Raw genomic sequence first — 14,199 nt, 5'->3', positions numbered from 1 at the left:
CGCGCGCCCGTGACCGTGGTGACATCCGCGACGCCGACGGGTCTGCTGTTCGGGGGCCGCGCGCCTCCTCCTCTCGGTACACTTGCGGGCGTGATACGACTGCACAGCACCGCCACCGGAGACCTGATCCCCCTCGAGCCCGTCCGCGACGGCGAAGTGGGCATCTACGTCTGCGGTGCCACTGTGCAGGGCGCGCCCCACATCGGGCATATGCGCTCTGCGGTCGTCTTCGACCAGCTGCGCCGCTGGCTCACGTACCGGGGCCTGCGGGTGACACTGGTGCGCAACACGACGGACATCGACGACAAGATCCTCACGAAGTCCGTCGACGAGGACCGCGAGTGGTGGGCCCACGCCTATCACTACGAGCAGGTCTTCACCCGGGCGTACGAGGCGATGAACGTCCTGCCGCCCACGTACGAACCGCGGGCGACGGGGCACATCACGGAGATGATCGCGCTGATCGGTCGGCTCATCGAGGCGGGGCACGCCTACGCGGCGGATGACGAGTCCGGGGACGTGTACTTCGACGTGCGGTCGTGGGCCGACTACGGCGCGCTCACCCACCAGAGCGTCGACGACATGGCGGATGCGGCGGACGCCGATCCGCGCGGCAAGCGCGACGTCCGCGACTTCGCGCTGTGGAAGGGCCATAAGGCGGGCGAACCGGACACCGCAGCCTGGACCGCGCCGTGGGGACGCGGCCGACCGGGGTGGCACATCGAGTGCTCCGCGATGTCGACGAAGTACCTGGGTGCGGAGTTCGACATCCACGGAGGCGGGCTCGACCTGCGCTTCCCGCACCACGAGAACGAGATGGCCCAGTCCCATGCCGCCGGTGATGCCTTCGCCCGCATCTGGATGCATTCAGGGCTGCTCAACGTGGGCGGTGACAAGATGTCGAAGTCGCTGGGCAACTCCGTGTTCGCACACGACCTGATCGCGCAGTTCCCCCCTGCCGTTCTGCGCTTCTTCCTGTCCACCGCCCACTACCGGTCCACGCTCGAATTCTCTGCTGACCTCGTGGAGACGCAGCGGACGGCCTTCGACAAGCTCACCGGATTCGTCACGCGTGCGCGGGAGGTGCTGGGTGCGGAAGCCCCCGCCGTGCCCGACGCAGTGGTCGGCTATCGCGATCGCGCCGCGGACGTGCCCGACGAGTTCGCGGTCGCGATGGACGAGGATCTCTCGATCCCGCGGGCCCTGTCCGTCGTCTTCTCGACCGTGCGCGACGGGTCGAAGCTGGTCGCGGCCGCGACGGCCGACGGACTCGGCGAGGCCGATCGGACGCGGCTGGTGCAGCTGCTCGCTCAGGTCGAGCTGATGCTCGACCTGCTCGGGGTGAACCCCACCGACCGGGCGTGGGCCGGCCAGGCGGCCGGGGCCTCGGCGACGGAGGGATCCGGCGACGACCCGGTGCGGGCGGCGCTCGACAGCCTGGTCGACCTCGTCGCGCACCAGCGACTCGATGCGAAGGCGGCGAAGGACTTCGCGACAGCGGACGCGCTGCGGGACCGGCTTCGGGCGGCGGGCGTCATCATCGAGGACACCCCGGACGGATACCGCTACGACCTCACTCGGGACTGACGCGCACACGCGCCGGTCGAGCCACCACGACGATTCTCTCCATCAACCCTCGGAAGAGGAGACACCATGCCACCTAAACCACGCAGCGGAGCAGTCCGCAAGACCAAGAAGGGCCCTCAGAAGGGGACCGGCGGCCTGGGCCGCCGCAAGCTCGAGGGGAAGGGGCCCACTCCGAAGGCGGAGGACCGGGTCTACCACAAGGCCTATAAGAACGATCACGAGAAGGAGAAGGAGCAGCGGAAGCAGCAGTCGCAGCGGCGGAAGAAGGAAGCCGGCAAGGACACCGTCGCAGGCCGCAATGCCGTCCTCGAAGCTCTGCGTGAGGGCGTGCCTGCCACCGCGCTCTACATCGTGGGGCGGCCGGACGCGGACGACCGGATGACGGAAGCGGTCGCGCTCGCAGCAGACCGCGGGATCGTGATGCTCGAGGCGAGCAGGGCGGACCTCGACCGGCTCACGGACAACGCGATCCACCAGAGCATCGCACTGCAGGTGCCTCCCTACGAGTACGCGGATCCGAATGATCTGCTGTCGCGCGCCGCCGGCCGACTGGAGACGCCGCTGCTGGTCGCGCTCGACGGGATCACGGACCCGCGGAACCTGGGCGCGATCGTGCGTTCGGCCGCTGCGTTCGGCGGGCACGGCGTCATCGTCCCGGAACGCAGAGCCGCCTCCATGACGGCCGCAGCGTGGAAGACATCCGCAGGAGCCGCGGCTCGCATCCCTGTGGCACAGGTCGTCAACCTGACCCGCTCGCTGCAGGAGCTCAAGAAGCAGGGCGTGTTCGTGCTGGGACTCGACATGGACGGTGACGTGTCCCTGCCCGGGCTGGGGCTGGCGGACTCGCCCGTCTGCGTCGTCGTCGGGTCAGAGGGCAAGGGGCTGTCCCGCCTGGTGCGCGAAGCCTGCGATCAGGTCGTGTCCATCCCGATCGTGTCGTCCACGGAATCGCTCAATGCCGGCGTCGCGGCTGCGGTGAGCCTGTACGAGATCGCGCGGGCGCGGGGAGAGAAGAAGCGCTGAGCCGCGAGGCTGTGCGTCTGCAGATCGCTGCGGACGTGACGGCGGAGGCAGCCGTCAGGGGTGTGGGGCAGAACTCGTCCCCGCACCCCTGACGGATCACCTCGCCGATCAGCCGAGTTCTGAGTCCTTGAACTCGTTCCAGGACTCGTGATCCACCTCGTCGGCTTCCGCGACGTAGCGCTCCCACAGCTCGTCGAGCTCCTCGCCTCGCTCCAGGAGCTCGTCGTTGGCGGCCTGGCTCTCCTCGGACCACTCGCCGACGCTCTCGAGGTACGCGATGAGGCCCTCATGGTAGGGGACGACCGACGGAACCTTCGGCACCGCGTCCAGTGCCCAGTCAGGCGTCGTGGGTGTCGTCGTCTCGTAGCTTTCGAAATTGTCGACGAATCCGGTGACGAGCTCTTCGACCGCCTCCGCGGAGGTGTCCTCCATCGCGACCACGGGGAGGGGGTACATGAGAGTCTGGACCATCTCTCCCTCTTCCATCCCGGGCCCGTTCTCGAACTCACCGATCCGCAGCACGGGCGAGACGTTCTCGAGGCGCTCGAGGGCTTCCTCGGAGTCGTCGTCCATCGAGAGCACGCGGACGCCCTTCGACTCCGCGAGCTCGAAGAGGGGCGAGCCGTACAGCCCGTAGAAGATGACATCGACCTGGCCGTTGTCGAGGGCGTTCGGCTGGTCACCGTAGGCGACATCGACCTCTTCCACGTCGTCACGGGTGAGACCGCCGTAGGCCAGGAGTGCATCGATCTTCTGGTTGACCGATGGATTCGCCGTGACATTCGGCACCCGCATGCCCTCGAGGTCGGCGAACGTCTCGACATCGGAGTCGTCGAGGACGGTGAAGCCCTGTCGTGCCTCCACGGGGTACGCGACGCGGGTGTCGTGAGGCCCCTGCCCCTCCTGGGCGAAGTCGTGGTCGGCCTCGAAGGAGAAGATGTACTCGTCGCCCGTGCGCGAGAACTGGGCCTGGCCCTCGAGGAGGGGGGTCATGCGGCCGATCGCTGTATCGGACGGAGTGATGCGGACCTGCTTCTCCATGTCGCTCGTGACCATCTCTGCGACTGCGGCGAGATCGTTGTAGGTGGTGGTGCCCACCGGGTAGGTGGACCACACCATGGTGTCGGGGAGGCCGTCGTCTCCCGAGGCGGACGTGCTCGCCGAGCCGCCCCCGCATGCGGAGAGGGTGAAGGCTGCCGTCGCCAGCACGGCTGTCGCGGTGAGTGTGGATTTCTTCATGACCATTGCTTGCTCCGTTTTCTCAGGGGCGCTGCGCGCCCGGTTCGGGGTGTACTGCGGGGGCGGGCACAGGCTCAGCCGGCTGATCGAGTGCACCGCCCGCGTTGTAGAAGCGGGTGACGCTCATGATCAGGACTGAACACGCCAGCCCGAGGGTGCTCGACAGGAGTTCCGGCGCCAGGGTCGCCAGTCCTGAGACCACGAGCAGAACGCGCGAGATCATCGGGAGTCGTCGTCCGACCCCCGTCATCCAGCCCTCGAAAGCACATCCCAGGAAGAAGACTCCAGCTGTCGCGAAGCCGGCGGTGTACAGGATCTCCGCGACGCTCGAGTCCTGAGCGACGAGAGCCGGGTTGAGCACGAAGGCGAAGGGGATGATGTACTTCACCGATCCCAGGCGCATGGCTGTGAGCGATGTCGCCATCGGTGGCGTTCGTGCGATGTTCGCCGCGGCGAACGAGGCGAGTGCCACCGGTGGGGTGATGTAGGAGACGGTTGCCCAGTAGATGACGAACAGGTGTGCGGCGATGGGGTTGATGCCGAGCTCTGTCAGCGCCGGGGCCATCACGATCGCAAGGAAGACGTAGACGGCAGAGACCGTCATGCCCATGCCGAGGACGAACGATGTGACAGCGCCGGCTATGAGGATGAGGATGAGGTTGCCGTCGACGAGCGCGACGAGTTCGCGTGCCAGCGACAGGGAGACGCCTGTCATCGACAGGCCACCGACGATCAGGCCGACTCCTGCGATGATCCCGATGATCTCCGCGATCGTCCGGCCCGAGGCATAGACGAAGTCGAAGAGCATGCCCGGCAGCCGCTTCACATCACCGGCGAGGACGAACTTCGTGCACTCCACGACGAGGAGGAACGCGATGACGAAGTACGGGGCCTGAGTCTCATTGCGGGAGACGACCATCAGGACGATGAGTCCGATGAGAGCTGTGAGGTATGGCCATCCGTCGAAGAGGACTCGACCGACCCGTGGGAGCAGGTCACGGCGCATGCCGCGCAGCCCCGTCTTCGCTGAGAAGGCGTCGACCTGGATGAAGATCCCCAAGAAGTACAGCAGTGCAGGGATCGCAGCGGCCAGGGCGACTTCCGCATAGGGGACGCCGACGAAGGAGACCATGAGGAAGGCCGCGGCGCCCATGATGGGTGGAGTGATCGTGCCACCGGTCGCGGCGGTCGCCTCGACGCCCGCGGCGTACCGGCCCGGGAAGCCGCTCCGCTTCATGGCGGGGATGGTCATCGGTCCTGTGGTGAGCACGTTCGACACGGCGGAACCGGACATCATGCCCATGAAGCCCGACGAGATGACGGAGACCTTGGCGGAGCCACCGCGGAAGCGGCCGAAGACCGACTGCGCGAGGTCGTAGAAGAACCTTCCTCCGCCAGTCTGCTGGAGCGCCACACCGAAGACGAGGAAGCCGATGAGCAGAGAACCAGCAGTCTGCAGCGGCAGTCCCATGATCGAGTCCGCCCCCATCGCGTGGACCTGCGCCGCAGTCCTGAGATCGAACGGGATACCGCGCAGGAAGCCGATCGGAATGACATCTGCGACCAGTGGGTACAGCGAGAACGCCAGCGCGATGATCGTCACCACGAGGCCCGCGGTGCGGCGCAGCGCGTCGAGCACGAGCGCCCACAGGACGAAGGATGCGACTGTGCCGAGGGCGGGTGACGCGTAGTCCCAGCCCAGGTTCACGATGTTCTCGCCGTTGTACCCGAAGAAGACGCAGACCACGAGCGCAACCGCGGCCAGGGCGATGTCGTACAGCGGCAGGGGTCGTCCCCGCTGCCGCCTCGCCGCGGGGAAGACGAGGAAGACGATCGGCAGGAACGCCGCCAGGACGTAGTAGAGGTACGCGTTCCTCAGCAGGGAGAGTCCCCCCGGATTCCAGAAGAAGATCTGATTCATGGCCACGAGCACGCCCGCGAGGGTGAGGCCGACGATGACGACCTTCCACGGCAGTGTCACACGGCCGTCTGTCGCATCCGCATCGGTGATCTCCTCTGCGGCAGGGGAGGCGGTTCGTGCAGTCATGGAGGGGTCCGATCGAGGTTGCGGGGCAAGGACGTCGGCCACCGGTGAGGGTGCGTGCCACGGGCGTGTCCGCAGCGCTGTCCTGTGTCTGGTGTTCGCGTCATGGATCCAGTGGCATCTCTGCCCCGTGTCAGGCGTGAAACACTGTTTCAACGAATGGGATACTAGCAAGATGGATCGCCCACTGCCAAGTGCGTCACACCCGTGCGGTTGCGGCGCTCCTGTCGAAGGCGCGAGTGTCGAGGTCGGGAAGAGCGGAGGGGGCGCGAGATGACGAACGTGCAGAGCGTGCGATCGGCAGTGCGCATCATGGAGCTGCTCGCGGAGGAGCCGCTGCTGGGGATCTCGGACGTGGCCAGGAGACTGGAGCTTCCCAAGGCATCGACGTTTCGGATCATCCACACGCTCGCGGACTCGGGGTGGTTGGAGGAGGAGTTCCCGGACTCCAGGCGCTGGAAGGTGGCCGCGACCTTCGGTGTGTCCTTCGTGCGACCATCGGGAAGCTTCTCCGAGGCGGCTCAGCAGGCTGTCAACGCGGTCCGTGATGAGACGGGCGAGACGACGCATGTGCTCGTGCCGTCGGGAGCGGCTCTCATGGTCGTCTTCCGTGCAGAGAGCAGGCAGGACCTCCGGACGACCCTGTCGATAGGGACGAGGGTGCCGTGGGATGCGTCATCCAGCGGCGCAGCCTATCTGGCGTCCGTGCCGCCGGCTGAGCGCGAGCAGATCCTCGGCGACCCGGAGGCTCTTCTCGAGCGGGCGGGTGACCTTGCACATCTGCATCGGATCATCGACCGTGCAGTCGATCGCGGATTCGCCGTGATCCAGGGGCGGTGGCGACCGGGGATCGGCGGAGTCGCCGCCCCGATCCGGGATGGTGCGGGGCGCCCCGTGGGTGCCATCGCCATCTCGTACCCGCTCAGCAGGGTCCCGGAGTTCTCTCCGTGCAGTGCAGGTGAGCTGCTGGCCAGGCATGCCCGTGTGATCGAGCAGAGCGTCTGAGGGGCTCGCTCGGTGCGGGCCGTGGGCCCATGAGGTTCCGCGCTGAGTGCGGCGTGCCGTACTATTCCGTATAACTGAACGATCGATCACTAGGAGTCCGTGCGTGAGCATCCGCGGCCAGGCCATGATCGCGGGGGCGTTCGAACACCCCCTGCGGAAGATCCCCGATACGTCCGTCCAACGCGTCCATGCGGAGGTCGCCGCAGGCGCACTCGCCGATGCGGGCCTCACGTTCGCAGACGTCGACGCGTACTTCTGCGCAGGTGACGCCCCCGGCTTCGGTCCTCTGTCGATGGCCGACTACATGGGACTGAACCTCACGTACGTCGACTCGACGGACATCGGCGGGTCGTCCTACGTGGCGCACATCGGTCACGCGGCTGCGGCGATCGCGGCGGGCAAGTGCGAGGTCGCGCTCGTGACGCTCGCGGGTCTTCCGCTCCAGGGGCTCGCAGGGGGCGCGGTGACCGACCGTGCGCCGGAGTTCGCATTCGAGAACGTCTTCGGCACGACGACGCCTGCGATGTACGCGCTCGCCGCCCAGCGGCACATGCACGAGTACGGCACGACGGCGGAGCAGCTCGCGGAGGTCAAGGTCGCGGCCTCCCTCCACGCGCAGCACAATCCGAACGCACTGCTGCAGAAGGTCGTCACGGTCGAGGACGTCGTGGACTCGCCGCTCATCGCAGACCCGCTGCACCGACTGGACTGCTGCGTCATCACCGACGGAGGCGGGGCCGTGGTCGTCGTGAGTCCGGAGGTCGCGAAGCGGCTGGAACGGCAGTCCGTCCCGGTGCTGGGCCACGGCGAGGCGCCCAAGACGGCGGCCGGCGGCAGGATCGACCTCACGCACACCGGAGCCGTGTGGTCCGGACCGGCGGCCTTCGCCGAGGCCGGGGTCAGCCACGCGGACATCGACTACGCCTCGATCTACGACTCGTTCACGATCACCGTCATCGAGACGCTCGAGGACCTGGGCTTCTGCCCCAAGGGGCAGGGAGGCGCGTTCGTCGCCTCCGGCGCTCTGCGCGCCCCCGACGGCGGTCTGCCGTTCAACACGGACGGCGGTGGACTGTGCAACAACCACCCGGTCAACCGCGGTGGCATGACGAAGATCCTCGAAGCCGTCCGCCAGCTGCGCGGAGAGGCTCACCCCGCAGTGCAGGTCCCCGACTGCGACATCGCACTGGCACACGGCACGGGCGGATCATTGGGAACCCGGATGGGCTCTGCGACGCTCATCCTCGGACGGGAGGCATGATGGCCGACGCGACGACGACCTCGGCGGCGGGGGCTGCCGCACGGATCGGCAGCGAGCTGCCGGCGCCCACTCCGCCCATCAGCGCGGAGACCGCGGGCTTCTGGAAGGCGACGACGGAGGGGCGGCTCCTCTTCACGCGCTGCGACGCGTGCAGCGAGCCCACCTGGTACCCGCGCGAGTTCTGCCCCCACTGCGGCACGCTCGACGTGACGTGGGAGGAGGCCTCCGGCAGGGGAGAGATCCACAGCTTCACCGTCGTGCGCCGCGGCGGACTGGGCGCCTACGCCGGCGGCCCGCCCTACGTGCTTGCGTACGTCGAGCTCGAGGAGGGCGTGCGGATGATGACGAACATCGTCGACGTCGATGAGGTCGACCTGCGGATCGGACTGCCCGTCACCGTCGTCTTCCACGAGACGGACGGCGACGCGGCGCTGCCGAGGTTCGCTCCGGCAGGGACCTGACGCAGGCTGTGACGCAGGCCCTGTTCGCAGCCCGCGATCCCCGGGGCCTTCACGGTCACCCCGACTTTCATCAGTCCGCACACCTTCTTTCATATGCGGTGTGATGAAAGTCGGGGTGGATCGCGTCAGGGCGCCTCCCCACTCACACCCGCGGGGTGAACCGCCCGTCCTGCGCCATCCAGCCGCCGTCCACCAGCAGCGAATGGCCCGTCACGTACGACGACGCGTCCGACGCGAGGAACAGGACCGGTCCCGCGATCTCGTGCAGGACTCCCCAGCGGCCCAGGGTGCCCTTCTCCGCGTAGGCGTCCCACCATTCGCGGTCGGCCTTGATCTGTTCGGTGAGCGGCGTCTCGAAGGGGCCGGGCAGGATGGAGTTCACGCGCACGCCTGATCCGCCCAGTTCGCTGGCCAGCGTCTTCGTCAGCTGGACGACACCCGCCTTCGCCGCGGCGTAGAGACCCTGGCCCGGCTCGATGACGAGTGCGCGGAAGCTGGCGAACGTGACGATCGATCCCCGTCCCCGCTCCGCCATCCGCGTGCCGAAGGCGCGCATGAGCCGGTAGGTGCCCTTGAGGTTGATGTCGATGACGCGGTCGAACTCCGCGTCCGTCGTCGCAGCCATCGTCTTCCGCACGTTGAAGCCCGGGGTCATGACCAGCACGTGGGCGTCGGCGAACTGCTCCGCGACGGCTTCGACGTTCTCCGTCGACGTGATGTCGAGGGCGACCGCCTCGCCCCGACCGCCGCGATCGGCGATGATCTGCGCCGTCTCCCGGGCGCCGTCCGTGTTGAGGTCGGCGCACACGACGTGCGCACCCGCGTCGGCGAGTCCCACCGCGGTCGCACGGCCCAGGCCGGACGCGGAGCCGACCACGACGGCTGTGCGTTCGGCGAGGTCGAAGAGGGACGGGATGTTCGGCAGATCTGACACGGGTGGGGCCCTTTCTGAACGGATGCGTCCGGGGTGCGGACACCTCGATCATCCGTCATCCCGGACCACCCGCGCGAGTCCGGTCCGCATGCCGGTAGGACTGCTCCGCGCTCTAGGATGATGGTATGAACGTCACGGTCGAGGACATCGCGGAGCGGGCGGGGGTCTCCCTGTCGACCGTGTCGCGCGTCCTCAACGACCGCGGTCCGGTCGCGGAGTCCACGGCTCAGCGCGTCCGCACCGCGATGGCCGACCTGGGCTACTCGCGCTCGACCCTGCTGCGCAGCACGGAGCATCCCCTCGCAGCGGTGTGCGTCCCCGCACGCCCCGAGCACTGGCAGCTCGATGTGCTCAGTCGTGTCGACTCCGCACTGCAGCAGCGCGGAGTCCTCACCGCGACCCCGGCGATCGGTGCGGATCTGTCGGAGGTCATGGCGGTCGTCGACGCCGGCGCGGCGCTCGTCATCACCCCCATGCTCACCCCGCTGGAGATGGACATCCCGGTGGTGCGATTCGCCGGCGCCAGCCACACGGACGATCGGCTGCCCCACCCCAACGAGCTCGTCGCGGCCCGCATCGATCTCACCGGCGCGCTGTCGCTCGCGTTCGACCACCTGTCTGCCATCGGGCACCGGCGGATCGGCCTCATCTGCAACGATTCGGGTGTGCTCGCGGACCAGCTGCAGGCCCGCTTCCTCGCGGAGCATCCGATGGCGCGGTTCAACGACGAGCTCGACGACTGGATCGCACCGGTCCCCAAATCGGTGTCCGGCGGCGCGGACGCCGCGCTGCGCCTCAAGGACCTCACGTGCACGGCGGTCATCGTGCAGTCCGGACTCCAGCTCTACGGGGTGTTCCAGGGCATCCGTCAGCGGGGTCTCGCCGTGCCCCGCGACCTGTCCGCGGTGGGCCTGGGCGATTCGCTCACGGTCCGCTTCACCCGTCCGCCCGCCACGGTGCTGGGCTTCGACGCAGAAGTCATGGCGGAGGCGCTGACCGCCGGCGCCCGGACCGTGCTGGGTCTGCCGGGCGACGGACTCCCCGCCGTCCCGCCCACGGTCCGGCCGATGCTCGTGGCCCGTCGCTCGACGACAGCGGTGCTGCGATGAGCCGCCCCACCCTCGCCCGCATCGCGGAGGCCTCCGGGCTCTCCCTGTCCACGGTGTCGCGCGTGCTGCGCGATCGACCCGAAGTGTCGGCGGATGCGCGCAGAGCCGTGTCGATCGCGCTGCGCAGCCTGGGCGTGGAGCCGCCCCCGGCGACGAACCCGGGCACGTCCAGCGGCGCCCGGCTCATCGCTGTCGTCTCCAATGCGCTGGTGGGGCCGGACGTCGATCCCTACGGCACACTCGCGCTCGCCCTCAACCGCCGCATCTTCGCGCTGGGGGAGATCGCGGTGACCGCGGCGGCGGGCGACGGACTGGACCCTGCTGCGGCGTTCGCGTCGCGCGGAGTCGCCGGAGCGATCGTCCTGGGCGGGGCTGACGCCGGCGGCGAATCGCAGCGGCTCGCCGCAGCGGGGATGCCCGTCGTACGCATCTCCAACGCCCCGCACTCCGGACTGCCGCAGTTCGTGCTGGATGCGTCGAGCGGCATCGAGACCGCTGTGCGCCACCTCGCGCACATGGGCCATCGCCGGATCGGATTCGCCGTCGTCCAGAACTCTGCGGCCGAATCGCGCGCGAACGTGTTCCGGCAGGCGGTCGCGCAGACCCTCCACGTGCAGGCGAGCCGTGCCGAGGCGCCCGTCGAGGTCACGCGCGAAGGACAGCTCGCAGGGGCCCACGCGGCCGAGGTCCTGCTCGCCCAGGGCATCACCGCCGCCATCAGCTCGTCGCCCGCGATCACGCTGGGCTTCCTCGAGGCGACCGCGCGTGCGCGGCTCCACATGCCGGAGGACCTGTCGCTGCTCACGGTGGGCGACCTGCCGGACGCCGATGTGCTCGACCCGCCGATGTCCCAGGTCACGTACGACTGGACCCAGCTCGCGGAGTCCGCGGTCTCCGAGCTGCGACGGATCATCGACCAGCGCGATGCGGGGCACGCACCGTCCGCGCCCGCGCACTACCGGGTGGTGCCGGACCTCGTGCTCCGGGCGTCCGTGCGTCCGGTCACGAAGCGCTGACGGCCCCGGCTGTGCCGGTGGCACCGGTGGAACCGCCGCCGAGGTGCAGGCCGCGTTCCGCTGCGAGCCGGGCCAGGATGGTGGAGACGGCTTCGGGATCGGCGATGCGGAACGGCGCGCAGGTGTCCTGCGTGCCCACCTTGACCGGCAGCGACGCGATGTCGCCGCGTTCGTTCAGGTAGGCGAACGCGTCCTCGTCGGTCGTGTCGTCGCCCAGGAAGACGACGGCGTCCGCACTCGTCGCCTCGAGCATGCGTGCCAGGCCGTGGCCCTTCGTCTCCATGCGGACCGCGAATTCGGTCATCGCGTGCCCCGCGAAGCTCCGCAGCTGAGGCATCCGCTCCGCGAGTGCGGTGAGTTCCGCTGTGAAGAAGGCTGCGCGCTCCGCACTCGTCCCGCGGGTGTGCGCCGTGCGGCCCAGTGGCTTCCGCTCGATCCGCAGCTCGCCGTGTCCGGCTGCGGGAGTGCGGGCGCGGACCTCCTCGAATGCGGCGTCGAGCTGCGCGAGCGTCGCCGTCTCTGCCGCGGTGAGGGGCGTGGAGTACTCGCGGCGACGAGCCGTGGCGAGCGACTCGTGTGCCGGGTCGAGTGCGGAGAAGTCCGTCTCCAGGCCGTGGGAGCCGATGAAGATCGCGCCGGCGGGGGCGTCCGACAGGTCCTGCAGCACGGCGATGCTCCGCCCCGAGATGTACCCGACGGGAGTGTGCGGCAGCGCCGCGAGTGCGGCGACCGCGTCAGCGGAGGCCGGCAGTGGCGCGGACGAACCCGGGTCGTCCTGCAGCGGGGCGATGACCCCGTCGAAGTCGAGCGCGATCAGCAGGGTTCTCGCCGAGGCGATGGCCGTGATGTCGAGCGCGTCCGGGGGAATGACGGGCGGCTGGATATCGCGGGTCACTGAGTGGTCTCCGAGGCTGCGGGGGGTTTCGGAACTGCGGGCGGCGCCGAGGCGGGCGGTTCCAGCACGTCGGGTGATTCCGGCATGGCCGGTCGGTGCATGACGGCCGGCGCGGTTCCCTGGCGTGCTGCGGCCAGGCCGCGGAGTGTGCCCAGGAAGTCCGCGGACCAGCGTCGCACATCATCGGTGCGCAGCTTGCGGCGCATCGCGCGCATGCGGCGACGGCGCTCCGCATCGGGCATGCGCACCGCCATGAGGATGCGGGCCTTGAGCCCGGAGATGTCGTAGGGATTCACGGTGACGGCTTGGGTGAGCTGTTCGGCGGCACCGGCGAACTCGCTGAGGACGAGGACCCCATCGTCGTGCGTTCGGCATGCGACGTACTCCTTCGCGACGAGGTTCATGCCGTCGCGCAGCGCTGTCACCAGCATGACGTCCGCCGCGAGATAGTAGGCCGCCATCTCGTCGCGGGGATAGGAATGGTGGAAGTAGTGCACCGCCTGGTGATCGAGTGTCGAGTACTCGCCGTTGATGCGGCCGACCGCCAGCTCGACGTCGTCACGGATCTGCCGGTACTGCTCGATCCGTTCACGGCTGGGGGTCGCGATCTGCACGAGTGTGGCCTCGCCGGGCAGGATGCTTCCGTCGTTGAGCAGCTCCCCGAACGCCTTGATGCGATGGCGGATGCCCTTCGTGTAGTCGAGCCGGTCGACGCCGAGCATGAGCACCTCGGGATCGCCCAGTTCGGACCGGATCTCCCGCGCCCGCGCCACGATCCGGTCCTCCCGTGCGAGCCGGTCCAGCTCCTCCGTGTCGATCGAGATCGGGAAGGCGCGGGCATGGGCGACATGCGATTCGCGCTCGCCGTCAGCGGTCGGCACCGTGATCGCGGTGTCCTTCGTGGAGCGATTGAGGTTGATGCGCACGGCACGGCGGAAGTTCGCGGCATCTGCGGCGCGTTGGAAGCCGATGAGGTCTGCGCCCAGCAGGCCCTCGAGGACCTGGGATCGCCACGGCAGCTGTGCGAAGAGCTCCCAGCCGGGGAACGGGATGTGGTTGAAGAACCCGATCGCGAGGTCCGGGCGGGCGTCGCGCAGCAGCGCCGGCACCAGCTGGAGCTGGTAGTCATGCACCCACACCGTCGCGCCCGGTGAGGCGACGCGGGCGGCGCGCTCCGCGAACCGCTCGTTCACCCGCACATAGTCGTCCCACCAGGTGCGGTGGAACTCCGGGTGCACGATGAGGTCGTGGTACAGCGGCCAGAGCGTGGCGTTGGAGAACCCCTCGTAATACCGCACGATCTCCTCGGAGGACAGCGGGACGGGCACCAGGTGCATTCCGTCGAGGTCGAACGGATCGAACTCCTGGTCGGTCGCACCGGCCCAGCCCACCCATGCGCCGCGGTTCTGCTGCATGACCGGGGCGACTGCGGTGACGAGCCCGCCCGGCGACGTGCGCCAGGTGGGGGGCTCGGTCGACATGTCTCTGTCGACGGGGAGGCGGTTGGCGATGACGACGAAGTCGAATGTCTCATCGTGAGTCCCGTCGATGGTCATGCTGTGCACTCCTCCCGAGCTCCTTCTGAACGACGGCCGAACGGCCCGGCCGGGCACTTTCAGGTCTCT

Annotated in this window: 12 protein-coding genes; 7 read left to right on the top strand and 5 right to left on the bottom strand. The window is 68.8% G+C overall.

From position 1 onward, the window contains the following. Positions 1 to 90: 90 nt before the first annotated feature. Together cysS and rlmB are read left to right on the top strand one after the other, a co-directional pair. A complete protein-coding gene (cysS, locus tag BJEO58_RS06485) occupies positions 91 to 1,587 on the top strand; it encodes a cysteine--tRNA ligase (RefSeq protein WP_246076131.1) in 1,497 nt (498 codons plus the stop codon). Positions 1,588 to 1,653: 66 nt separating this feature from the next. Beyond that, positions 1,654 to 2,610, top strand: a complete 957-nt coding sequence (rlmB, locus tag BJEO58_RS06480; RefSeq protein WP_101588664.1) for a 23S rRNA (guanosine(2251)-2'-O)-methyltransferase RlmB — start codon at positions 1,654 to 1,656, stop codon at positions 2,608 to 2,610. Positions 2,611 to 2,718: 108 nt separating this feature from the next. Here rlmB and BJEO58_RS06475 read toward each other — a convergent pair whose 3' ends face one another. Beyond that, complete coding sequence (locus tag BJEO58_RS06475) at positions 2,719 to 3,849, bottom strand: TAXI family TRAP transporter solute-binding subunit (RefSeq protein ID WP_180951853.1); 1,131 nt, start codon at positions 3,847 to 3,849, stop codon at positions 2,719 to 2,721. 22 nt (positions 3,850 to 3,871) lie between these two features. After that, on the bottom strand, positions 3,872 to 5,896 hold the full coding sequence (locus tag BJEO58_RS06470; protein WP_101588662.1) for a TRAP transporter permease: 2,025 nt from the start codon (positions 5,894 to 5,896) through the stop codon (positions 3,872 to 3,874). A 270-nt stretch (positions 5,897 to 6,166) separates the two neighbouring features. Here BJEO58_RS06470 and BJEO58_RS06465 point away from each other — a divergent pair, with 270 nt between their 5' ends. From BJEO58_RS06465 to BJEO58_RS06455, 3 genes are all read left to right on the top strand, one after another. Beyond that, complete coding sequence (locus BJEO58_RS06465; RefSeq protein ID WP_101588661.1) at positions 6,167 to 6,898, top strand: IclR family transcriptional regulator; 732 nt, start codon at positions 6,167 to 6,169, stop codon at positions 6,896 to 6,898. 103 nt (positions 6,899 to 7,001) lie between these two features. Further along, a complete protein-coding gene (locus tag BJEO58_RS06460; protein ID WP_101588660.1) occupies positions 7,002 to 8,159 on the top strand; it encodes a thiolase family protein in 1,158 nt (385 codons plus the stop codon). After that, the gene (locus BJEO58_RS06455; protein WP_101588659.1) at positions 8,156 to 8,620 is read left to right on the top strand and encodes a Zn-ribbon domain-containing OB-fold protein; all 465 of its coding nucleotides are present in this window, start codon (positions 8,156 to 8,158) and stop codon (positions 8,618 to 8,620) included. The genes BJEO58_RS06460 and BJEO58_RS06455 overlap by 4 nt, the downstream gene beginning before the upstream one ends. A 142-nt stretch (positions 8,621 to 8,762) precedes the next feature. On the opposite strand, the gene BJEO58_RS06450 is transcribed toward BJEO58_RS06455, so the two are convergent. Beyond that, entirely contained in the window at positions 8,763 to 9,554 is a 792-nt protein-coding gene (locus BJEO58_RS06450) for an SDR family NAD(P)-dependent oxidoreductase (protein ID WP_101588658.1), read from the bottom strand. A 125-nt stretch (positions 9,555 to 9,679) separates the two neighbouring features. Between BJEO58_RS06450 and BJEO58_RS06445 the strand changes: the two genes are divergently transcribed. Beyond that, the gene (locus BJEO58_RS06445) at positions 9,680 to 10,663 is read left to right on the top strand and encodes a LacI family DNA-binding transcriptional regulator (RefSeq protein WP_101588657.1); all 984 of its coding nucleotides are present in this window, start codon (positions 9,680 to 9,682) and stop codon (positions 10,661 to 10,663) included. Beyond that, positions 10,660 to 11,679 carry a LacI family DNA-binding transcriptional regulator gene (locus BJEO58_RS06440; protein ID WP_101588656.1) on the top strand — a complete coding sequence of 340 codons (1,020 nt, stop codon included), beginning with the start codon at positions 10,660 to 10,662 and terminating at the stop codon, positions 11,677 to 11,679. The genes BJEO58_RS06445 and BJEO58_RS06440 overlap by 4 nt, the downstream gene beginning before the upstream one ends. Here the strand turns inward: BJEO58_RS06440 and otsB are convergent. Further along, positions 11,666 to 12,574, bottom strand: a complete 909-nt coding sequence (otsB, locus tag BJEO58_RS06435; RefSeq protein ID WP_180951852.1) for a trehalose-phosphatase — start codon at positions 12,572 to 12,574, stop codon at positions 11,666 to 11,668. The two genes, BJEO58_RS06440 and otsB, sit on opposite strands and share 14 nt — an antisense overlap. Then, entirely contained in the window at positions 12,571 to 14,130 is a 1,560-nt protein-coding gene (locus tag BJEO58_RS06430; protein WP_219617082.1) for an alpha,alpha-trehalose-phosphate synthase (UDP-forming), read from the bottom strand. The genes otsB and BJEO58_RS06430 overlap by 4 nt, the downstream gene beginning before the upstream one ends. Positions 14,131 to 14,199 lie beyond the last annotated feature (69 nt).

The sequence above is a fragment of the Brevibacterium jeotgali genome, from assembly GCF_900169175.1.
Taxonomy (GTDB): domain Bacteria; phylum Actinomycetota; class Actinomycetes; order Actinomycetales; family Brevibacteriaceae; genus Brevibacterium; species Brevibacterium jeotgali.
This window is presented reverse-complemented; position numbering and strand designations above follow the sequence as displayed.